This is a genomic window from Variovorax sp. 278MFTsu5.1 (assembly GCF_048305045.1).
GTDB lineage: Bacteria > Pseudomonadota > Gammaproteobacteria > Burkholderiales > Burkholderiaceae_C > Variovorax > Variovorax guangxiensis.
In genome coordinates this window covers 3,953,374-3,973,745 of sequence record NZ_CP157622.1, presented here as the reverse complement: position 1 = coordinate 3,973,745, position 20,372 = coordinate 3,953,374, and the positions used below count along the sequence as shown (strand labels likewise).

The 20,372-nt window shown below is 68.2% G+C and carries 18 protein-coding genes; 10 read left to right on the top strand and 8 right to left on the bottom strand.

All coding sequences use genetic code 11. The annotated features are described in order from the left end of the window. Window positions 1-14 precede the first annotated feature (14 nt). From ABL844_RS18490 to ABL844_RS18475, 4 genes are read right to left on the bottom strand one after another with little or no spacing between them, the layout of a single operon-like run. Complete coding sequence (locus ABL844_RS18490) at window positions 15-821, bottom strand: PPK2 family polyphosphate kinase (protein WP_126023880.1); 807 nt, start codon at window positions 819-821, stop codon at window positions 15-17. 52 nt (window positions 822-873) lie between these two features. After that, window positions 874-1,311, bottom strand: coding sequence for an RNA-binding S4 domain-containing protein (locus tag ABL844_RS18485; protein WP_126023881.1), 438 nt, complete (start codon window positions 1,309-1,311; stop codon window positions 874-876). A gap of 19 nt (window positions 1,312-1,330) precedes the next feature. Continuing rightward, window positions 1,331-2,773, bottom strand: a complete 1,443-nt coding sequence (locus ABL844_RS18480; RefSeq protein ID WP_418128436.1) for a sensor histidine kinase — start codon at window positions 2,771-2,773, stop codon at window positions 1,331-1,333. Then, window positions 2,770-3,453: a response regulator gene (locus tag ABL844_RS18475; RefSeq protein WP_418128435.1), complete on the bottom strand. Its 684-nt coding sequence runs from the start codon at window positions 3,451-3,453 to the stop codon at window positions 2,770-2,772. Before ABL844_RS18475 ends, ABL844_RS18480 begins: the two co-directional genes overlap by 4 nt. Before the next feature lie 136 nt (window positions 3,454-3,589). Here ABL844_RS18475 and ABL844_RS18470 point away from each other — a divergent pair, with 136 nt between their 5' ends. From ABL844_RS18470 to ABL844_RS18460, 3 genes are all read left to right on the top strand, one after another. Further along, on the top strand, window positions 3,590-4,549 hold the full coding sequence (locus ABL844_RS18470) for a Bug family tripartite tricarboxylate transporter substrate binding protein (RefSeq protein ID WP_126023884.1): 960 nt from the start codon (window positions 3,590-3,592) through the stop codon (window positions 4,547-4,549). Window positions 4,550-4,655: 106 nt separating this feature from the next. Then, window positions 4,656-5,192, top strand: a complete 537-nt coding sequence (locus ABL844_RS18465) for a tripartite tricarboxylate transporter TctB family protein (RefSeq protein WP_418128434.1) — start codon at window positions 4,656-4,658, stop codon at window positions 5,190-5,192. A gap of 89 nt (window positions 5,193-5,281) precedes the next feature. Then, window positions 5,282-6,805, top strand: a complete 1,524-nt coding sequence (locus tag ABL844_RS18460) for a tripartite tricarboxylate transporter permease (RefSeq protein WP_126023886.1) — start codon at window positions 5,282-5,284, stop codon at window positions 6,803-6,805. An 85-nt stretch (window positions 6,806-6,890) separates the two neighbouring features. On the opposite strand, the gene ABL844_RS18455 is transcribed toward ABL844_RS18460, so the two are convergent. Genes ABL844_RS18455 through ABL844_RS18440 form a run of 4 tightly spaced genes read right to left on the bottom strand, consistent with a single transcriptional unit; the run spans window position 6,891 to window position 13,448 of the window. Then, on the bottom strand, window positions 6,891-10,007 hold the full coding sequence (locus ABL844_RS18455) for an efflux RND transporter permease subunit (protein WP_184637374.1): 3,117 nt from the start codon (window positions 10,005-10,007) through the stop codon (window positions 6,891-6,893). Window positions 10,008-10,027: 20 nt separating this feature from the next. Beyond that, the gene (locus ABL844_RS18450; protein WP_369661977.1) at window positions 10,028-11,236 is read right to left on the bottom strand and encodes an efflux RND transporter periplasmic adaptor subunit; all 1,209 of its coding nucleotides are present in this window, start codon (window positions 11,234-11,236) and stop codon (window positions 10,028-10,030) included. Beyond that, window positions 11,233-12,753: an efflux transporter outer membrane subunit gene (locus tag ABL844_RS18445; RefSeq protein ID WP_418128432.1), complete on the bottom strand. Its 1,521-nt coding sequence runs from the start codon at window positions 12,751-12,753 to the stop codon at window positions 11,233-11,235. The genes ABL844_RS18450 and ABL844_RS18445 overlap by 4 nt, the downstream gene beginning before the upstream one ends. Continuing rightward, complete coding sequence (locus ABL844_RS18440) at window positions 12,750-13,448, bottom strand: TetR/AcrR family transcriptional regulator (protein ID WP_240650744.1); 699 nt, start codon at window positions 13,446-13,448, stop codon at window positions 12,750-12,752. The genes ABL844_RS18445 and ABL844_RS18440 overlap by 4 nt, the downstream gene beginning before the upstream one ends. A gap of 135 nt (window positions 13,449-13,583) precedes the next feature. Between ABL844_RS18440 and ABL844_RS18435 the strand changes: the two genes are divergently transcribed. The 7 genes from ABL844_RS18435 (at window position 13,584) to ABL844_RS18405 (ending at window position 20,297) form a co-directional block, all read left to right on the top strand. Continuing rightward, window positions 13,584-15,116 carry a sigma-54 interaction domain-containing protein gene (locus tag ABL844_RS18435; RefSeq protein ID WP_418116676.1) on the top strand — a complete coding sequence of 511 codons (1,533 nt, stop codon included), beginning with the start codon at window positions 13,584-13,586 and terminating at the stop codon, window positions 15,114-15,116. Window positions 15,117-15,170: 54 nt separating this feature from the next. After that, on the top strand, window positions 15,171-15,506 hold the full coding sequence (locus tag ABL844_RS18430; protein WP_184637382.1) for a hypothetical protein: 336 nt from the start codon (window positions 15,171-15,173) through the stop codon (window positions 15,504-15,506). Next, the gene (locus tag ABL844_RS18425) at window positions 15,503-15,790 is read left to right on the top strand and encodes a hypothetical protein (RefSeq protein WP_418128431.1); all 288 of its coding nucleotides are present in this window, start codon (window positions 15,503-15,505) and stop codon (window positions 15,788-15,790) included. The genes ABL844_RS18430 and ABL844_RS18425 overlap by 4 nt, the downstream gene beginning before the upstream one ends. A gap of 132 nt (window positions 15,791-15,922) precedes the next feature. Continuing rightward, a complete protein-coding gene (locus ABL844_RS18420) occupies window positions 15,923-17,113 on the top strand; it encodes a substrate-binding domain-containing protein (protein ID WP_126023894.1) in 1,191 nt (396 codons plus the stop codon). Between the two features lie 194 nt (window positions 17,114-17,307). After that, entirely contained in the window at window positions 17,308-18,759 is a 1,452-nt protein-coding gene (locus ABL844_RS18415; protein WP_418128429.1) for a fibronectin type III domain-containing protein, read from the top strand. 48 nt (window positions 18,760-18,807) lie between these two features. Next, on the top strand, window positions 18,808-19,572 hold the full coding sequence (locus tag ABL844_RS18410; RefSeq protein WP_184637390.1) for an ABC transporter ATP-binding protein: 765 nt from the start codon (window positions 18,808-18,810) through the stop codon (window positions 19,570-19,572). Continuing rightward, window positions 19,569-20,297: an ABC transporter ATP-binding protein gene (locus ABL844_RS18405; protein WP_184637393.1), complete on the top strand. Its 729-nt coding sequence runs from the start codon at window positions 19,569-19,571 to the stop codon at window positions 20,295-20,297. Before ABL844_RS18410 ends, ABL844_RS18405 begins: the two co-directional genes overlap by 4 nt. Window positions 20,298-20,372 lie beyond the last annotated feature (75 nt).

Here is a 20,372-nt window from a genome sequence, read left to right as displayed (position 1 = left end):
GTCCGTTTTTCTTCCTACTTGACGATCATTCCCTTGAGGGCAGGATCCGGCGGCGGCGGCTTGAGCTTCATCTGCCGCATCGTCTTCACCAGCAGCTGCGCGATCATCACGTTGCGGTGACGCTTGCTGTTGGCGGGCACCACGTGCCACGGCGCGTGATCGGTCGAGGTGGCGACCAGCGCGTTCTGGTAGGCCTGCTGGTAGGCGCTCCACTTGGTGCGCACCTCCAGGTCGTCCATGCTGAACTTCCATTGCTTGCCGGGCGTGTCGATGCGCGCCTGCAGGCGCTCGCGCTGCTCGTCCTTGTCGATGTGCAGCATGCACTTGACCACCACCGTGCCGGTTTCGGTGAGCAGGCGTTCGAAGTCGTTGATCTGCGCGTAGCGGCGCTTCGCCTCGGCCTTGTCGATCCACCCCTCTACCACGGGCACCAGCACGTCCTCGTAGTGGCTGCGGTTCCACACCATGATTTCGCCGGTGCGCGGCACCACCGCGTGGCAGCGCCAGAGGTAGTCGCGCGCGCGTTCGTCCACGGTGGGGGCCTTGAAGGCCGTCACGCGCACGCCCAGCGGCGAGGTGCGCGAGAACACCCAGCGCACGGTGCCGTCCTTGCCGCTGGTGTCCATGCCCTGCAGCACCAGCAGCAGCTTGCGCTTGCCCTCGGCGTTCAGCAGGTCCTGCAGTTCGTCGAGTTCCACGGCGAGGGCATCGAGTTCGGTGCGCTGCGCGTTCTCGTCGCCCTCGCAGAAGGGCGTGTCGTCGGGGTCGATGTGGGAGAGCTTGAACTTGCCGCCTACGCGGTATTTCTTGAAGCTGGCCATGTAGCGGGACTCCGTGGTGAAGAACAACGAAGCCCACAGCGTAAGCGATCGGTCAGGACTCCTCGTCGTCCGCGGGCAGCGATGCGCTCCAGCGGTTGTCCCATTCGGCATGCTGGCGCACCGCGCCGTCGAGCTCGCGCCGGTCGCGCTTGGTGGGGCGGCCCTGTTCGATGGCCAGGGCCGGCTCGATGCCCGCGCGGCGCATCTCGCGAAAGGCGGCCTGCGCCGCCAGGCTCTCGGCTGTTTCTTCATAGAGCTGCTGCGCCACCGGCGCCGGCCCGCGCTGGCCGCTGAGGCCGCGCACCGTCACCGTCCGTGTCAGCGGGCCCATTCGCATGGCGACGGTGTCGCCCGCCTTCACTTCGCGCGAGGCCTTGGCGATGTCCCCGTTCACCTGCACGCGGTTCTTGCCGATTTCCTCCGCGGCCAGCGAGCGCGTCTTGAAGAAGCGGGCGGCCCAGAGCCATTTGTCGATGCGCAGACGGTCCATGAAAGTCGAGGAGTGGAGGTCAGGCATTTTGCCGCGACAGCGCCTTCTGCGGCGACGCGAGCGGAAGGTGCACGACGGCGTCCAGCCCGACGACCCGTCCGCTGCCGTCGGGGGCGGTGCGGTTGTCCAGGCTGATGCGCCCGCCCAGCGCCAGCACGATCTCGCGGCAGATCGCCAGCCCCAGCCCCGATCCGCTGGAGGTGCTGCCCGCCGCGAAGGGCGCGAAGAGGCGCTGGCGCAGCTCGGGCGAGATGCCGGGGCCGCCGTCTCGCACCACCAGCACCGCGTCGGCGCCTTCGGGGCGCACCGCCACCGACAGCGCGGCGACCGGCGGGCTCTGCTTGATCGCGTTGTGCAGCAGGTTGCGCGTGAGCTCCTGCAGCATCCACTGGTGGGCGCGCACCGGCACGGGCTCGTCGATGGCGAGCTCGAAGTCGAGCGCCTTGTCGGCCACCAGCGGCGAGAGGTCGAGCGCGATGTTGCGCGCCACCTCGCCGAAATCCAGCGTCACCGATTCCGGCTGCTGGCGCAGTTGTTCCACCTTGGCGAGCGACAGCATCTGGTTGGCCAGCATGGTCGCGCGCTCGACGGTGCCGCTGATCTCGTCCAGCGCCTGCCCGGGCGCCACATCGCCGCGCTGGGCGGACTGCACCTGCGCCTTGAGCACCGCCAGCGGCGTTCGCAGCTGGTGGGCGCTGTCGCGCACGAAGCGCTTCTGGTGGTCCAGCAGCCGCTGCAGCCGGCCCATGACCTGGGTGGTGGCATCGATCAGCGGGCGCAATTCGCGCGGCGCGTCGGGCGCGTCGATGGGCGAGAGGTCGTCGGCCTGGCGCCGCTCGATGGCTTCGCCCAGCTCGCGAACCGGCCGCGTGGCGCGCTGCACCACGAACACGGTCACCAGCGCGATCACACCCATCAGCAGCAGCTGGCGCCACAGCGTGTCGATGAGAAGCTTGCGCACCAGCGTTTCGCGCAGCTCCAGCGTCTCGGCCACCTGCACCACGGCCATGCCGCGGCCGGTGGCGCTGGCCACCGGCTGCAGCAGCACCGCAACGCGCACCGGCTGGTTGCGGAATTGCGCGTCGTAGAAGTCGACCAGCGCCGAATACGCGCCCCGGTCCGGAATGCGGCCGTGCCAGAAGGGCAGCTCGGCAAAGCCCGAGATCATCTCGCCGTCGAGCGCCGAGACCCGGTAGAAGAGCCGGCTGCGGTTGTCGGCCTCGAAGGCCTCCAGCGCGGAATAGGGCACGATGGCGCGCAGCCGCGCCATATCGTCGTAGCCCTCCACGTCGAGCTGCTCGCCGATGGTCTTGGCCGACGCCAGCAGCGTGCGGTCGTAGGCCGTGGTGGCGGCAGCCAGGCTCTGGCGGTACAGGCTCACGCTGTTGATCACGATGAACACCGCCACCGGCGCGAGGATGCCGAGCAGCAGCCGCGCGCGAAGCGAGGAGATGCGGGTCATGTCTCGGGTCGCAGCAGGTAGCCCAGGCCGCGCATCGTCATCAGCACGGCGCCGGTGCCCACCAGCTTCTTGCGCAGCCGGTACACCACCACCTCGATGGCCTCGTACTGCACGTCGGTCTCGCCCGGAAACACCAGCTCGAAGAGGCGCTCCTTGGTCACGGCGTGGCCGGGCTTCATCATCAGCGCCTTCAGCAGGGCCAGTTCGCGCGGGGTCAGCTCGAGCAGCTCGGCGCGGTTGTAGATGGCGCCGTTGTCGGGCTCGAAGCGCAGCCCACCGATCTCCTGCGGGTTCAGCCCCGCGTCCTGTCCGGCAACGCCGTGGCTGCGCCGGCGCAGCGCGCGGATGCGGGCTTCCAGCTCGTCGAGGTCGAAGGGCTTGGGCAGGTAGTCGTCGGCGCCGGCGTTCAGGCCGACGATGCGGTCGCCCACCGTGCCGCGCGCCGTCAGCAGCAGCACCGGCGTGCGCAGGCCCTCGGCGCGGGCCTGGGCCAGCACCTGCAGGCCGTCGAGGTTGGGCAGGCTCAGGTCGAGGGCGACCACGTCGGGCTCGATGGCGCGCCACTGCGTGACGGCCTCGGCGCCGTCGCCGCACACGCGCACGTCGATGCGGCGGCGTCCCAGGGTGCGCTGCAGGGTGATTTGCATCGTGGGGTCGTCTTCGACCAGCAGCAGCTTCATACGTTGGCGTCGGGAGGGCGTACTTTGGTGTTTTCCCCAGTCTGGCGGACAGCCAACTGACAGCGGGGCGGCGCATGATAGCGCTCAGCTACAAGTCAGCTTCCTTTCAAGTTCCTTCCAATCAGGAGACCCCAGCATGCGTCGCGACACCTTTCTGAAGTCACTGGCCGCCATGGCCGCCGTCGGAGCCCTGCCACTGTCGGCTCGCGCGGCCGCCAACGTCAAGATGATGATCCCGGCCAACCCGGGCGGCGGCTGGGACACCACCGGCCGTGCCCTGGGCAAGGCGCTGACCGACGCCAAGGTGGCCGACACCGTCACCTACGACAACAAGGGCGGCGCTGCCGGCGCGCTGGGCCTGGCCCAGTTCGTCAACGGCTCCAAGGGCGACGCCAACGCGCTGATGGTCATGGGCTCGGTCATGCTGGGCGGCATCATCACCGGCAAGCCGCCGGTCAACCTGTCGCAGGCCACGCCCATCGCGCGCCTGACCACCGAATACAACGTGTTCGTGCTGCCGGCCAACTCGCCGTTCAAGACCATGAAGGACGTGGTCGAGCAGCTCAAGAAGGACCCGGGCAGCGTCAAGTGGGGCGGCGGTTCGCGCGGCTCCACCGAGCACATCGCCGCGGCCATGATCGCGCAGAAGGTCGGCGCTGATCCGTCCAAGATCAACTACGTCGCCTTCCGCGGGGGCGGCGAGGCCACCGCCGCCATCCTGGGCGGCAACGTCACCGTCGGCGGCAGCGGCTACAGCGAGTTCGCCGAATACATCGCCGCCGGCAAGATGAAGCCCATCGCCGTCACCTCGGCCCAGCGCCTGCCGGGCGTGAACGTGCCCACGCTGAAGGAGCAGGGCATCGACGTGGAAATCGGCAACTGGCGCGGCGTCTACGGTGCCCCCGGCATCTCGGCCGAGCAGCGCAAGGCACTGACCGACATGGTGCTGGCCGCCATGAAGAGCTCCTCGTGGGCCGAATCGCTCAAGAAGAACGACTGGACCCCGGCCGTGCTCTCGGGCGATGCCTTCGCCAAGTTCGTCGACGACGACTTCGCGAGCCTGCGGGCCATCATGACGAAGTCCGGCATGGTCTGACCCCGCGGCGCTTGCACTGCTACTGGCCCGCCCCACGGCGCGCTGTCCTCGCAAGAGACGACAGCGTGCCGTTTTCAAATCCAGCTCCACATTCCCGGGAGAAAAAATGACAACTCCAGACTCCTCGGCCCCGCCGCAACCCGCGGCCACGTGGCCGCAAACCCTGGTCGGCGCCGGCGTGCTGCTGACCGGCCTGGCGCTGGCTTTCGGCGCCATCGGCATTTCCTCCGACGCGGGCTACGGCGGCGTCGGCCCCAACTTCCTGCCCTGGCTGGTGTCCGTGGTGCTCGTGCTGTGCGGCGCTTGGATCCTGTGGGAGGCGCGCACCGGCGGCTTCCGCGAGCTCGACGCACCCTCGGGCGCCGAGCACGCCTACTGGCCCGGCTTCATCTGGGTGTCGGCGGGGCTGCTGCTCAATGCGGCGCTCATCACCACGCTGGGCTTCATCCTGAGCTGCACGCTGTGCTACCTGCTGGCCGTGCAGGGGCTGCGCCGCGCGAGCGGGCAGGCCGGTGTCAATTCGCCGCGGACCTGGGCGACCGACTTCATCACCGGCGCGGTGATCTCCGCCCCGGTGTTCTGGATGTTCACGCAATTCCTGGCCATCAACCTGCCTGGCCTCACCAACACCGGGTGGATTTGATATGACCCCCAACGCTCATCACTTCGTGTATTCGCTGCCCCCCGAGGGGGCGCAGGCCTCCCTTGGGGCGGCCCGGCGGGAGGCCTGACATGGAAATCTTCAACGCCCTCATGGCCGGCTTCGCAGCCGCCATCACCCCCGTCAATCTCCTCTGGTGCCTGGTCGGCTGTGCGCTGGGCACGGCCGTCGGCGTGCTGCCCGGCATCGGCCCTGCGGTGGCGGTGGCCATGCTGCTGCCGATCACCGGCAAGGTCGACATCACGGCCTCGATGATCTTCTTCTCGGGCATCTACTACGGCGCCATGTACGGCGGCTCGACCACTTCCATCCTGCTGAACACGCCCGGCGAGACCGCCAGCATGGTGACGGCGATGGAGGGCAACAAGATGGCCAAGAGCGGCCGGGCAGGCGCGGCGCTCGCCACGGCGGCCATCGGCTCCTTCGTGGCCGGCACCATTGCCACCGTCGTCGTCACGCTGTTCGCGCCCTTCGTGGCCGACTTCGCCGTCAAGCTCGGCCCGCCGGAATACTTCCTGCTGATGCTGCTGGCCTTCACCACCGTGAGCGCGGTGCTCGGCAAGAGCACGCTGCGCGGCATGACGGCGCTGTTCGTCGGCCTCGCGGCAGGCTGCATCGGCCTCGACCAGATCTCGGGCCAGGGCCGCTACACCGGCGGCATTCCCGAGCTGCTCGACGGCATCGAGATCGTGCTGGTGGCCGTGGGCCTGTTCGCCGTGGCCGAGGTGCTGTACGCCGTGCTGTACGAAGGCCGCGTGGTCGAGGGCCAGAACAAGCTCAGCCGCGTGCACATGACCAAGCGCGACTGGAAGCGCTCCATTCCTGCCTGGCTGCGCGGCACCGCCATCGGCACGCCCTTCGGCTGCATTCCGGCCGGCGGCACGGAGATCCCGACCTTCCTGAGCTACGCCACCGAGAAGAAGCTCGCCAAGGACGCGGAAGCCAAGGCCGAGTTCGGCACCAGCGGCGCCATCGAAGGCGTGGCCGGCCCCGAGGCCGCCAACAATGCCACGGTGACGGCCGCGCTGATCCCGCTGCTCACGCTGGGCATTCCCACCTCGAACACCACCGCCATCCTGCTGGGCGCGTTCCAGAACTACGGCATCCAGCCGGGTCCGCAGCTCTTCACCACCTCGGCGGCTCTGGTGTGGGCGCTGATCGCGTCGCTCTACATCGGCAACGTGATGCTGCTGGTGCTGAACCTGCCGATGGTCGGCCTGTGGGTCAAGCTGCTGAAGATTCCGAAGCCCCAGCTCTACGCCGGCATCCTGATCTTCGCGACGGTGGGTGCCTACGGCATGCGCCAGAGCGCTTTCGACCTGTTCCTGCTGTACGCCATTGGCATCCTGGGCGTGGTGATGCGCCGCTTCGACTTCCCCACCGCTCCCGTTGTGGTCGGCATGATCCTCGGCCCGCTGGCCGAAGCGCAGCTGCGCAACGCCATGTCGATCGGCGAGGGCAGCGCGGCGGTGTTCTTCCAGCGCCCGATGTCGATCGTGCTGATCGTCATCGTGGTGGCAGTGCTCATCCTCCCGCGCCTGGCAAAGCGCATGAGCGAACGCAAGCTGGCGAAGCTGGCGCAGATGGACGCCTGATCCCCTCCCGGGCCCGTCCGGGGTCAGGCCAAAAAAAAGCTGCGGCATTTGCCGCAGCTTTTTTGTTTGTGCCGGAAGGTTCCGCTTACCGCCCAGGCGCAGGCGTTTCGACCAGATCGTCGTCGATGTGCGGGTCCGCCGGCTGACCGCGCAACTTGCGCACGGTGCGCTTGATCCAGTGCTCGATGTCGTCGATGTAGGTGAAGACTGCAGGCACCACCAGCAGGCTCAGCACGGTGGAGGTGATGAGGCCGCCGATCACCGCCATCGCCATCGGCGAGCGGAAGCTGGAGTCGGCCGCGCCGAAGCCGACCGCGATGGGCAGCATGCCCGCGCCCATGGCCAGCGTGGTCATGATGATGGGGCGGGCGCGCTTGTGGCAGGCGTCGCGCAGGGCGTCCCAGCGGTTCATGCCGTGGTCGCGGCGCGCCACGATGGCGTATTCCACCAGAAGAATGGAGTTCTTCGTCGCGATGCCCATCAGCATGATCAGGCCGATCAGCGAGGGCATCGACAGCGCCTTCTGCCCGATCAGCAGGCCCACGAAGGCACCGCCCAGCGCGAGCGGCAGCGCGCACAGGATGGTCACCGGGTGCAGGAAGTCCTTGAACAGCAGCACCAGCACGATGTAGATGCACAGCACGCCGGTGAGCATGGCCAGGCCGAAGCTGGCGAACAGCTCGGTCATGACTTCGGCGTCGCCCACCTCGGCGATGCGCACGCCCGGCGGCAGTTTCTGGATCGAGGGCAGCTTCTGCACCGCGTCCTTCGCGTCGCCCAGGCCGACGCCGGAGAGCTCGATCTCGAAGTTCACGTTGCGCGAGCGGTCGTAGCGGTCGATGACGGCCGGTCCACCTTCCATGCTCAGCGAGGCTACCTGGTTCAGCATGACCGGCCCACGCGTGCCCGGCACCGACAGGCGCCCGAGCAGGTCGATGTCCTTGCGGGCCGAGTCTTCCAGCTTCACCACGATGGGCACCTGCCGCTGCGCGAGGTTGAGCTTGGCCAGCGACTGGTCGTAGTCGCCCAGCGTCGCCACGCGCAGCGTCTCGGCGATGGCGGCGCTGGTCACGCCCAGGTCGGCGGCGCGCGCGAAGTCGGGGCGCACGGCGATCTCGGGGCGGATCAGGCTCGCGGTGGAGGTGATGTTGCCCAGGCCGGGGATGGTGCGCAGGTCCTTCTCGACCGCGCTCGCCGCACTCGACAGCGCCACCGGGTCCTCGCCCGTGAGCGCCAGGATGTACTTCTCGCCCGAGCCGCCCAGGCCCACCGTGCTGCGCACGCCGGGCAGGGTTTCGAGCGCCGCGCGGATCTCGTTCTCGATCACCTGCTTGCGCGGCCGGTCGCCGCGCGGGTCGAGCTTGATGGTGAGCGTGGCCTTGCGCGTCTCGGGCGTGCCGAAGTTCGCGAAGGGGTCGCCGCCCGCGCTGCCGCCGGCCACCGTGGTGTAGACGCTCTTCACGTGCCGGATCTTCATCACGCGGTTGCGCGTTTCTTCCGCCGCGGCCGTGGTCTGCGCCAGCGTGGAGCCAGGCGGCAGCGACAGGTAGATCTGCGTCTGCGAGTTGTCGTCGGGCGGAATGAAGCCCGTCTTGAGCAGCGGGATCATCGCCAGCGAGCCGAAGAAGAAGAGGGTGGCGAGCACCATCGTCTTGAAGCGGTTGTGCGTGCTCCACTCCACAGCGCGCATGTACCAGCGCAGCCAGCCCGGCTCCTTCTCGGCACCGACCACGGGTTTGAGCATGTAGGCCGCCATCATCGGCGTGAGCACCCGCGCGACCACCAGCGAGGCGAACACCGCCAGCGATGCCGTCCAGCCGAACTGCTTGAAGAACTTGCCGGCCACGCCGCTCATGAAGGCGGTGGGCAGGAACACCGCGATCAGCGTGAAGGTGGTGGCGATCACCGCCAGCCCGATCTCGTCGGCCGCCTCCATCGCCGCCTGGTAGGGCGTCTTGCCCATGCGCAGGTGGCGCACGATGTTCTCGACCTCCACGATGGCGTCGTCCACCAATATGCCGACCACCAGCGACAGCGCCAGCAGCGAGATCACGTTCACCGAGAAGCCCAGCAGGTGCATGCCGATGAAGGCCGGAATCACCGACATCGGCAGCGCGATGGCCGAGACGAAGGTGGCGCGCCAGTCGCGCAGGAAGAGCCACACCACCACCACCGCGAGGATGGCGCCCTCGTACAGCAGGTGCAGCGAGCCGTTGTATTCCTCTTCCACCGGATCGACGAAGTTGAAGGCCTCGGTCAGCTCGATGTCGGGGCGCGCGGCGCGCATGTCGTCCAGCGCCTTCATCACCGCGTGGCCCACCTCGACTTCGCTGGCGCCGCGGCTGCGTGCCACCTCGAAGCCGACCACCGGCTTGCCGTTGAGCAACGCGGCCGCGCGCGGCTCGGCGATGGTGTCGCTCACGCGCGCCACCTGGTCCAGGCGGATGCGGCGGCCGTCGCTCAGCACGATCTGCATGTCGGCGAGCTGGTCGGCCGACTTCACCGTGGCCATGGTGCGCACCGGCTGCTCGCTGCCGCCCAGGTCGAAGCGGCCGCCCGCGCTCTCGGTCTGCACCTGGCGCAGCTGGCGAGAGATATCGGCCGCCGAGGCGCCCAGCGCCTGCAGCCTGGACGGGTCGAGATCGATGTGCACCTGGCGCGTGACGCCACCCACGCGGTTCACCGCGCCCACGCCGGGCAGCGCGAGCAGCTTCTTGGTGACGTCGTTGTCGACGTACCAGCTCAGCGCCTCGGCGTCCATGGCCGAAGAGGCGATGGTGAAGGCCAGCACCGGCTGCGCCGCGAAGTCGAGCTTGGTGACCACAGGGTCGCGCACGTCGGCCGGCAGGTCGGCGCGCACGCGCTGCACCGCGGAGCGCACGTCGTCCACGGCCTCCTGCACCGGCTTCTCGAGACGGAACTCGACGATCAGCGTGGCGGCGCCGTCCTGCACCTTGGTTGTGATGTGCTTCAGGCCCTGCACCGTGGCGATGGAGTTCTCGAGCTTGCGCGCGACGTCGGTCTCCAGCTGCGAAGGCGCGGCGCCGGGCAGCGAGGCCGAGACCGTCACGGTCGGCAGGTCGATGTCCGGAAAGTTCTGCACCTTCATCGCGTTGAACGACAGCAGCCCCCCGAAGGTGAGCAGCACGAACAGCATCACCGCCGGAATCGGGTTGCGTATGGACCAGGCGGAAACGTTCATGGGCGTGTCCTTTGCATTGCTTACTTCGCCGCGGCGGCGGATGCGGCCGGCTTGGGGGGCTGGGCGGCGGCGGACGAAGAGGGTGCGGGCGCATCGACCACGCGCACCAGGTCGCCGTCGTTGAGGAAGCCTGCGCCCTGCACCACGATCCGGGCGCCGTCGGGCAGCGCGCTCGTGATCTCGATGCGGTCGTTCAGGCGCCGGCCGACCTGCACCTTCAGCTGCGACACCTTGTTGTCGGGCTTCAGGATGAACACGTTGTTGAAGCCGTCGCGCGGCACCACGGCGGCCTGCGGCACCGTCGGCGCCGTGCTGCGGCCCAGCTCGAAGTCGCCGCGCGCGAACATGCCGGCCTTGACGCCGGTGTTCTGCTGCACGTTGGGCAGGTCGACATACACCAGCGCCGCGCGCGTCTGCGGATCGACCGTGGGCGCGATGCTGCGCACCTTGCCGCGCACCTGCGCGCCGCTGGCGCTGACCACGAAGGCGGTGGTGCCGACCGAGACGCGGCTGAGCTCGGCCGAGGTCACCTCGGCGCGCCATTCGAGGCGGCCCTGGCGGATCAGCCGGAACAGCTCGGTGCCTGCCGCGACCACGCTGCCCACGGTGGCTGTGCGCGCCGAGATCACGCCGTCGTCGGGCGCCAGCACCTGCGTGTTGCGCCCGCGTACCTGCTGCGCGGCCAGCACGGCCTCGGCCGCCTCCACGCGCGCCCTGGCGGTCTGCTCGGTGGTCTGGTACTGGTTGATCTGCTGCTGGCTCAGCGCGCCCGTGGCCTGCAGCGTGCGCGCGCGCGCGGCGTTGCCGGCGGCGTCGGCCGCGGTGGCGCGGGCCTCGGCCAGCGAGGCGCGTGCCTGCGCGATGTCGGCCTGCACCGTCTCGGGCGAGAACACCGCGAGCACCTGGCCCTTCTTAACCGTATCGCCCACGTTCACGCGCACTTCGGCCAGCTTCAGGCCGTTGGACTCGGAGCCGACCACGGCCTCCTGCCACGCGGCCACGTTGCCGTTGGCCGCGAGCGTGAGCATCAGCTCGGTGGCTTCGGGCCTGGCCACGGTGACGGTCAGCGCGGGCCTGGGCGACGCGGCGCCGTCCTTGCCCTTGGCAGCCGCGGCGTGATCGCCGGCCTTGTCCGAGGGCTTGCCGCCCATCATGAAGAAGATCGCCGCGATGGCGACGACCAGCGCGATCAGCGCAATGGCGAGAGTGGAACGCTTCATTGTTTTCATGGCGACGTCGCGACCTTGGCGGCCGGGGATGCGGTCATTGAGGACGATTCGGAAGAGGGGCTCGGGGCTGTCTGTCGATTCCAGCCGCCGCCCATCGAGCGGTACAGCGCCACCCATGCTTCGGTGCGCTCGCGCTGCAGCGAGACGCGCGCGGTCTGCGCCGAGAACAGCGTGCGGCGCGAATCCTCCAGCTCGAACAGGCTCGCGAGGCCGCTGCTGTAGCGTGCCTGCGTGGCATCGAAGGAGGCCTGGTAGTTCTTCACCGCGGCGTCCGCGTCGGTGGTGCGGGCGTTGGTGGCGTCGAGGTTGACCAGCGCCTCCTCGACCTCGCGCACCGCCTGCCGCACATTGGCGCGGTAGAGCGACACGGCCTCGGCATAGCGCGCCTTGGCTGCATCGGCGTTGGCCTTGCGAGAGCCGCCGTCGAGCAGCGGCACGGTCAGCGAGATCGGCCCCACCGTCCAGGTTTCGAGCGACTGGTGCACGCCGCTCACGCGGTACTGCGAGCGGCCGATCGAGCCCGACACCGTGAGCTTGGGATAGCGCTCCGCCTCGGCCGAGCCCACGTCGGCGCTGGCCGATGCCACGCCCAGCTCGGCTGCGTACACGTCGGGGCGCTGCGAGATCGCCTCGGCCGGCACGCTGGCGATGCTGCCCACGGCGGGCAGCGGGCGCTGTGCCGGCGCGGCCGCGAGCTTCTGCTCGAGCGTCGTTTCGTCGATGCCGCTGAGCGAGACCAGCGCCTTGCGCAGCACCGCGCACTGGGCGCGCTGCTGCGTGAGCCGGCCGGAGGCGTCGGAAGCGCTGGCGCGGGCGAGCGCCGCATCGGCGGGCGCGGTGAAGCCGGCCTTGGCGGACAAGTCGGTGAGCCGCGAGGTCTCGGCGCGCGAGCGTGCATCCGATTCGGACACGCGCAGCTGCTGCTGGCATGCGCGCTCGGCGAAATAGGCGTTGGCCGTCTCGGCCGCCACCGCCACGCGGGCGTCGTGCCACTTTGCGTTGGCGCTGCTCTGCTTGGCCTCGGCGGCGTCGCGGTCGGCGCGCAGGCGGCCGAACAGGTCGATCTCCCATTTCGATTGAAGGCCGGCCTGAAGCGTGGTGATCGGCGTGCTGGACGAAAGACTGCTGCTGCTGCTACCGCCACCGCTGCTCGTGCCCGAGCCGCCGCTCGAAAGCCCCACCGGCCCGCGGCTCGCCGACGCGGTGCCGTCCAGGCTGGGCAGCAGCGCCGCGCCGGCCTGCACGCGCGTGAAGCGCGCCTCGGCCACGCGCGCGGCGGCGCTCGCGACGTTCGGGCTCGCGGCCTCGGCGGCGGCGATGAGTTCGACCAGCAACGGATCGTCGAGCTGGCTCCACCAGTTCGCCAACGAGGCCAGCGAGCCGCCATGGGGCAGGGGGGCGTGCCATTGCGTGGGCACGGGCGCCTCGACCTGCGCGGGCGGGCGCGTGAGCGAGCAACCGGAGAGGCCGATGCCGAGGCACACGGCGGCCGTCAGTTTGAATCGGAGTTTTCTCATTGTTTCTTCTGCTTTCTCTCGGCACGGCGGCGCGCCGCCTCGGCCTCGACCAGCGCCAGCGCATAGCCCGTGAGGCGGTCGGCCCAGGCGTCGATGGCGCGCGGCGTGCGCAGCAGCGAAGGGCGGATGGCCTCGATGAAATCCTGGCTCACGTAGAGCTGCATCGACAGCCCGGTGATCGCGAATGTCAGGCGGTGGATGTCGTCGTCGGGCCGATCCACCTTCAGGTGGCGGCACAGCAGCTCGGCGATGGCGCGGTGCGGGCCCTTGATGTCGCGCTCCAGCTCCTCGGCCCAGCGGCTCGTGGGCTCCAGCATCTCGCGCATGTGCAGCTGGATGCACTGCCGCACGATCTCGCCCTGCTTGAGCGGATCGATCATCGACACCATGCACATGCGCAGCGTGGCTTCGAGCGGTTGGCCGGGGACGTTGCAGGCGGCGACGAGGTCGCTGGAGTCGCCGCCCATCGGCTCGCTGAAGGTGGCCGCATAGAGCCCCTCCTTGTCGCCGAAGTAGTAGCTGATGGCCGAGATGTTGACCTCGGCCTCGCGGGCGATCTCGCGCGTGGAAGTCTTGGCGAAGCCCTTCTGCGCGAACAGCCGCAAGGCAGTGTGGAGCAGCCGGTGGCGTGCCTCGGCGCCGTCTGCGCGCGGTGCGCGGCGAGGTGCCTGGGTGATCGGATCTCTCGCGTTCATGACCGGCATTACACCACGCACGAAATCAAACGATTGATTAACTTAAGGCTTCCTGAAGGTCTTTGCCGGCCCGTTCTCACCGAAGCGAATCCTTAAGACTTAAGGTGCGGATCCGGCCCGCGCTACGATCCCGCCATGCCAGCAGCCTCCACCGCAACACCCTCGCTTCCTCTCGATGCCGAGGGCATTCTCGCGCTCGCCGCGCGCTCGATGTTTCATTTGTTTTCGAGCATCAGCCAGGGCATGTTCCTGGTCGACAGCACCGGGCGCATCGTGTGGGTGAACGAGGGCTACCGGCGCTTCCTGCCCGCGCTGGGCTTCTCGTCCATCGACGAGTTCATGGGCCACATGGTGGAGGACGTGATCCCGAACACCCAGATGCGCCGCGTGCTCGAAACCGGCGAGCCCATTCTGGTCGACCTGCTGACCAACAAGGCTGGTACTTTCGTCGTCAGCCGCATTCCGCTTCGCGAAGAGCGCGAAGGCGGGGAGGGCGGCATGGGCAAGGTCATCGGCGCGATCGGCATCGTGCTGTTCGACCAGCCCGAGACCACGCTGCAGCCGCTCATCAGCAAGTTCGCGCTGCTGCAGCGCGACCTCGACGATGCCCGCCGCGAGCTCGCGAGCCAGCGCAACAACCCGCTCTACCAGCACTCGGGCGACGGACAGCGGCGCTCCAAATACACCTTCGCGAGCTTCATCGGCAGCAGCCCGGCGGCGGTGGAGGTGAAGCGCCATGCGCGGCGCGCGGCGCAGTCGACAAGCCCGGTGCTGCTGCTGGGCGAGACCGGCACCGGCAAGGAACTGCTGGCGCATGCCATCCACGCCTCGTCCGCGCGGGCCAAGGGCCAGTTCGTCAGCGTGAACATCGCGGCGGTGCCCGACACGCTGCTCGAAGCCGAATTCTTCGGTTTTGCCCCCGGCGCCTTCACCGGCGCCGACCGCAAGGGCCGCGAGGGCAAGTTCAAGCTGGCCGACGGCGGCAGCCTGTTCCTCGACGAAATCGGCGACATGCCGCTGGGCCTGCAGGCCAAGCTGCTGCGCGCGCTGCAGGAGGGCGAGATCGAGCCGCTGGGCTCCAACAAGCTCGTGCCCTTCGACGCCCGCGTGATCGCCGCCACCTCGCGCGACCTGCCCGAACTCGTGCGGCGCGGCCAGTTCCGCGAAGACCTGTACTACCGCCTCAACGTGCTCCCGCTGCGCGTGCCCCCGCTGCGCGAGCGGCGTGCCGACATTCCCGCGCTCGTCGAGGCGCTGGGAGAGGACATGGCGCTGCGCAGCGGCGAAGCGCCGCCCGAGCTCACGCCCGACGCGCTCGCGCTGCTCGCCGGCCAGCACTGGCGCGGCAACATCCGCGAACTGCGCAACGTGCTGGAGCAGGTGACGATGCGAAGCGATTCGCAGCGCATCGATGCCGTGCAGCTCGAACGCATCCTGCGCGAAGCCGGGCTGGAGCAGATCGAGCTGCCGGCCACCCTGCAGACCAGCCACGACGCTGATGAGCAGGCCGCGCTGCTGCGCCCGTTGTCGCAGCAGGTGGCCGAACTGGAGCGCAAGGCGATTGCGGCGGCGCTGGCGTCGACCGGTGGCAACAAGCTGGCGACGGCGCGGTTGCTCGGTATTTCGCGGGCGACCTTGTATGAGCGGATGACGAGCCAGGAACAGTGAGCCTGTGCCCGAGCGATACTCCCGCCCCTGCACACAACCCCGACGCCACACCCGATGAAGAAGGCTCTTGCCCGTACCACCGCCTGTCTCGCGCTCTGCGCCGCCGCCGGCATCGCCGGTGCCGCGCCTCAATGCTCCGGCGAAGCCGTCTCTCGTGCCAAGAAGCTGCTGACCTTTCATTTCGGCGAGGACGACCGCATCCGCATCAGCCCCGAGGTGAAGGAGCTGCCGCCGATCCGCAACCCGGCCAACAAGAAGCAGCAGTTCAAGGTGCTCGAGGTCTGGGGCAGCATCTACAAGGGGGAGTACCGGATGCGGCTCATCTATTTCGTGTCGGGCAACGACTGCACGCTGATGGGCCAGGAGATCCTGGAGTACGCGAACCTGTGAGCGTCAAGGCGCTGCGTTCCACCTTCGGGCCGAACTGCCATTGGTGCGGGCTGCCCATGGACTTCGGCGAGCCCGCGGGCCGGCCGGAGTCGGCCACCATCGAGCATCTCGTGGACTCGACCTTCGGCGGCATCCGCTCGTCGAAGCACCGGCGGCTCGCGCACGCGGTCTGCAACCATGCGCGCAACGAGTTCCGGATGCAGGCCGAGCGCCAGTTCGAACAGTGGATCGCCGAGCGCAAGGCCTCCGCGAAAACCCTGACTGAAAACCAGACATTCGGCTGAAATTCAGACATCTCGAGTGTTCTGAATTCAGCCGGAAGGCGTTTCTCCCAAGTGAAGAAACGTTTGTTATCAATGGCTTAGCGGGTGGCACGAACTGTGCAATATTCAGTCACCTTTTTCAGGAGACAAAGAATGAACCGTCGCCACCTCGTCGCCCTGGCCGCGCTCGCCGCCTGCGCCTCGGCCGCCGCTCCCGCCTGGGCGCAGTCCAATGAAATCCGCATCGCCCATATCTACAGCAAGACCGGCGCGCTGGAAGCCTACGGCAAGCAGACACAGACCGGCCTGATGATGGGCCTGAACTACGCCACCGGCGGCACGATGATGGTCAACGGCAAGAAGCTGGTGGTCATCGAGAAGGACGACCAGGGCAAGCCGGACCTGGGCAAGTCGCTGCTGGCGGCCGCCTACTCGGACGACAAGGCAGCGCTGGCCATCGGCCCGACGGCATCGGGCGTGGCGCTGGCCATGCTGCCGGTGGCCGAGGAATACAAGAAGATCCTGCTGGTCGAGCCCGCCGTTGCCGACTCGATCACCGGCGACAAGTGGAACAAGTACATCTTCCGTACCGGCCGCAATTCGAGCCAGGACGCGATCTCCAACGCCGTGGCCGTCGACAAGCCCGGAGTGACCGTGGCCACGCTGGCGCAGGACAACGCCTTCGGCCGCGACGGCGTGAAGGCCTTCGGCTCGGCGCTCAAGAAGGCCAAGCTGGTCCATGAGGAATACCTGCCGCCCGCCACCACCGACTTCACCGCCGGCGCGCAGCGCCTGATCGACAAGCTCAAGGACCAGCCGGGCCGCAAGATCATCTGGATCGTCTGGGCCGGCGCGGGCAACCCGTTCAAGATCGTCGACCTCGACCTCAAGCGCTACGGCATCGAGATCGCCACCGGCGGCAACATCCTGCCGGCCATGGCCGCCTACAAGGCGCTGCCGGGCATGGAAGGCGCGGCCTATTACTACTTCGGCATTCCGAAGAACCCGGTGAACGAGGCGATGGTGTCGGCCCACTACAAGGAATTCAAGACGCCGCCGGACTTCTTCACCGCCGGCGGCTTCTCCGCCGCGATGGCCGTGGTGACGGCGCTGAAGAAGACCAACGGCGACACCAGCACCAACAAGCTCATCAGCACCATGGAAGGCATGAGCTTCGACACGCCCAAGGGCAAGATGACCTTCCGCAAGGAAGACCACCAGGCGATGCAGTCGATGTACCACTTCAAGATCAAGGTCGACCCGGCGTTCGCCTGGGGCGTGCCGGAGCTGGTGCACGAGATCAAGCCTGAAGAGATGGACATCCCCATCAAGAACAAACGCTGAACACGACAGCGTAGACAGCTCCCCCTGACCCGCGCGGCGCCCGAGGAGCGCCGCCCCGTTTTCGCCCCGGATGGCCGCCGGGCGAAGCGCCAGCCTGCGCCTTTTTCTTCGCGGCGGCGTGATGTTCCCACGGCCGATTCGATTCGTCAGTCAGCAAAGCAAACGTTCGATACCCACAACAGAAGGAGACAGCGATGCCAGCGATGAAATGGAAGAACTGGAAGGGACTCGCCACGGCCGCGGCGATGACGGTGGCGGCGCATGCCGCTCAGGCGGCGGTGCCGCTTCCGGCGCTCGGCGCCAACCCGGCGGAGGTGAGCGTGTCGGGCCTGTCGGCCGGCGGCTTCATGGCGGTGCAACTGCACGTGGCGTACTCGGCCACCTTCAAGCGTGGCGCGGGCGTGGTGGCGGGCGGTCCGTACTACTGCGCCGAGGGTTCGGTGCTCAACGCCACGGGGCGCTGCATGACGCACAGCACCAGCATCCCGGTGGCGTCGCTGGTGAGCACCACCAACAGCTGGGCTTCCAGCGGTGCGATCGACCCGGTGTCGAACATGAGCAATTCCAAGGTCTACATGTTCTCGGGCACCTCGGACAACACCGTCAAGCAGGCGGTGATGGACGACCTCAAGACCTACTACCAGAGCTTCGTGCCCGCAGCCAACGTCGTCTACAAGAACAACATCGGCGCGGGCCACGCGATGGTCACCGACGACTACGGCAGCGCCTGCAGCACCACCGCAGCCCCCTACATCAACAACTGCGGCTTCGACCTCGCGGGCGAGATCCTCACGCAACTGTACGGCCCGCTGAACCCGCGCAACAACGGCACGCTGGGCGGCACCTTCACCGAGTTCAACCAGTCGGAGTTCATCAGCGGCCACGGCATGGCGGCCACCGGCTGGATCTACGTGCCGCAGGCCTGCACCACCGCCTCGTGCCGAGTGCACCTGGTGCTGCACGGCTGCAAGCAGAACTACAACGACGTGAGCGACCAGTACGTGCGCAAGACCGGCTACAACCGCTGGGCCGACACCAACAACATCGTGCTGATCTATCCGCAGACCAGCACCGCCGCCACCAACAGCTGCTGGGACTGGTGGGGCTACGACAACGCCAACTACGCGAAGAAGTCGGGCCCGCAGATGGCCGCGATGAAGGCCATGATCGACCGCGTCACCGGTTCCTCGGGCGGCAGCGGCCTGCCGGCGCCCACCGGCGTGGGCACATCGGGCGCCACCGCCAGCAGCATGGTGATCGCCTGGAACGCCGTGAGCGGCGCCAGCGGCTACAACGTGTACCGCGGCGGCAGCAAGGTCAACGCCTCGCCGGTGGCCGCCACCAGCTACACCGACACCGGCCTGGCCGCCTCGACCTCCTACAGCTGGACCGTGGCCGCGCTGAACGCGAGCAATGTGGAGGGCGCCATGTCGTCGGCCGCGACCGGCACCACCACCGGCGGCGGCAGCGGCGGCACCTGCTATACCGCCAGCAACTACACGCACACCATTGCCGGGCGCGCCTATGCCCTGTACGGCTTCACTTATGCCTATGGCTCCAACCAGTCCATGGGCCTGTGGAACATCTACGTGACGACCACGCTGAAGCAGACCGGTCCCAACTACTACGTAGTCGGCACCTGTTGAGGCCGCTCGGCTTTTCTTCCTTCTTTCGATTCGCAATGACCAACGACGATGCTTGAGACCCGAGATCTGACCATCCGCTTCGGCGGGCACGTGGCCGTCAACAGCGTGAGCTGCGCCTTTGCGCCGGGCACGCTGACGGCCATCGTCGGCCCCAACGGCGCGGGCAAGACCACCTACTTCAACCTGATCTCGGGCCAGCTCAAGGCGAGCGCGGGCACCGTGTCGCTCGACGGGCATTCGTTGTCGGGCCTGTCCCCCTCCGCGCGGACGCACGCGGGGCTGGGGCGGGCTTTTCAGCTCACCAACCTGTTTCCCAACCTCACGGTGCTGGAGAACGTGCGCCTCGCGGTGCAGGCCACGCGCGAGGGCGCGCACCGGCGCGGTCTCAACCTGTGGAGCATCTGGAGCGACCACAAGGCGCTGACCGAGCGCGCCGACCAGATCCTGGCCGACGTCGCGCTCAAGTCCCGCGAGCACGCCACGGTGGCGAGCCTGCCGCACGGCGACCAGCGAAAGCTGGAGGTGGCGCTGCTGATGGCGCTGGAGCCCAAGGTCTTCATGTTCGACGAGCCCACGGCCGGCATGAACGCGGCCGAGGCGCCCGTCATCCTCGACCTGATCCGCAAGCTCAAGAAGGACAAGAGCAAGACCATCCTGCTGGTCGAGCACAAGATGGACGTGGTGCGCGAGCTCGCGGACCGCATCATCGTGCTGCACAACGGCACGCTGGTGGCCGATGGCGAACCCGCCGAGGTGATCGCCTCGCCGGTGGTGCAGGAGGCCTACCTGGGCGTCGCGAAGGAGGCCGCATGAGCACCAACAACCTGCTGACCCTCGAGGGCGTGCACACGCACATCGGGGCCTATCACATCCTCCACGGCGTCGACCTTGCCGTGCCGCGCGGCCAGCTCACCATGCTGCTGGGCCGCAACGGCGCGGGCAAGACGACCACGCTGCGCACCATCATGGGCCTGTGGCATGCGTCGCAGGGCAGGGTGCGCTTCGGTGACAAGGAAATCACCACGCAGCACACGCCGCAGATCGCCGGCCTGGGCATCGCCTACGTGCCGGAAAACATGGGCATCTTCTCCGACCTCACGGTGAAGGAGAACATGCTGCTGGCCGCGCGCGGCGCCAAGAATGCCCAGCAGATCGACGACACGCGGCTGAAGTGGATCTTCAAGCTCTTTCCCGCGGTCGAGAAGTTCTGGAACCACCCGGCCGGCAAGCTCTCGGGCGGGCAGAAGCAGATGCTGGCCGTCTCGCGCGCCATCGTGGAGCCGCGCGAGCTTCTCATCATCGACGAGCCCAGCAAGGGCCTCGCGCCCGTGATGATCAACAACATGATCGACGCCTTCGCCGAGCTCAAGCGCAGCGGCGTGACGATCCTGCTGGTGGAGCAGAACATCAACTTCGCCCAGCGGCTGGGCGACACCGTCGCGGTAATGGACAACGGCCGGGTGGTGCACGCCGGCTCCATGGCGGAGTTCTCCGCCGACGCGCAACTTCAGCAATCTCTCTTGGGCCTCGCGCTATGACGATTTCCGTGTCTTGTTCCCTCTCCCGCTTGCGGGAGAGGGCTAGGGTGAGGGCAGGCGGCCTGTGCAACGGCC

What these genes read in the sequence shown, in the direction of transcription:
- ABL844_RS18410 (WP_184637390.1), top strand. Translation starts at nt 18,808, where the DNA reads ATGCTTGAGACCCGAGATCTGACCATCCGCTTCGGCGGGCACGTGGCC.
- ABL844_RS18490 (WP_126023880.1), bottom strand. Translation starts at nt 821, where the DNA reads ATGGCCAGCTTCAAGAAATACCGCGTAGGCGGCAAGTTCAAGCTCTCC.
- ABL844_RS18420 (WP_126023894.1), top strand. Translation starts at nt 15,923, where the DNA reads ATGAACCGTCGCCACCTCGTCGCCCTGGCCGCGCTCGCCGCCTGCGCC.
- ABL844_RS18460 (WP_126023886.1), top strand. Translation starts at nt 5,282, where the DNA reads ATGGAAATCTTCAACGCCCTCATGGCCGGCTTCGCAGCCGCCATCACC.
- ABL844_RS18440 (WP_240650744.1), bottom strand. Translation starts at nt 13,448, where the DNA reads ATGAACGCGAGAGATCCGATCACCCAGGCACCTCGCCGCGCACCGCGC.
- ABL844_RS18435 (WP_418116676.1), top strand. Translation starts at nt 13,584, where the DNA reads ATGCCAGCAGCCTCCACCGCAACACCCTCGCTTCCTCTCGATGCCGAG.
- ABL844_RS18470 (WP_126023884.1), top strand. Translation starts at nt 3,590, where the DNA reads ATGCGTCGCGACACCTTTCTGAAGTCACTGGCCGCCATGGCCGCCGTC.
- ABL844_RS18475 (WP_418128435.1), bottom strand. Translation starts at nt 3,453, where the DNA reads ATGAAGCTGCTGCTGGTCGAAGACGACCCCACGATGCAAATCACCCTG.
- ABL844_RS18415 (WP_418128429.1), top strand. Translation starts at nt 17,308, where the DNA reads ATGCCAGCGATGAAATGGAAGAACTGGAAGGGACTCGCCACGGCCGCG.
- ABL844_RS18485 (WP_126023881.1), bottom strand. Translation starts at nt 1,311, where the DNA reads ATGGACCGTCTGCGCATCGACAAATGGCTCTGGGCCGCCCGCTTCTTC.
- ABL844_RS18405 (WP_184637393.1), top strand. Translation starts at nt 19,569, where the DNA reads ATGAGCACCAACAACCTGCTGACCCTCGAGGGCGTGCACACGCACATC.
- ABL844_RS18450 (WP_369661977.1), bottom strand. Translation starts at nt 11,236, where the DNA reads ATGAAAACAATGAAGCGTTCCACTCTCGCCATTGCGCTGATCGCGCTG.
- ABL844_RS18445 (WP_418128432.1), bottom strand. Translation starts at nt 12,753, where the DNA reads ATGAGAAAACTCCGATTCAAACTGACGGCCGCCGTGTGCCTCGGCATC.
- ABL844_RS18455 (WP_184637374.1), bottom strand. Translation starts at nt 10,007, where the DNA reads ATGAACGTTTCCGCCTGGTCCATACGCAACCCGATTCCGGCGGTGATG.
- ABL844_RS18465 (WP_418128434.1), top strand. Translation starts at nt 4,656, where the DNA reads ATGACAACTCCAGACTCCTCGGCCCCGCCGCAACCCGCGGCCACGTGG.
- ABL844_RS18480 (WP_418128436.1), bottom strand. Translation starts at nt 2,773, where the DNA reads ATGACCCGCATCTCCTCGCTTCGCGCGCGGCTGCTGCTCGGCATCCTC.
- ABL844_RS18430 (WP_184637382.1), top strand. Translation starts at nt 15,171, where the DNA reads ATGAAGAAGGCTCTTGCCCGTACCACCGCCTGTCTCGCGCTCTGCGCC.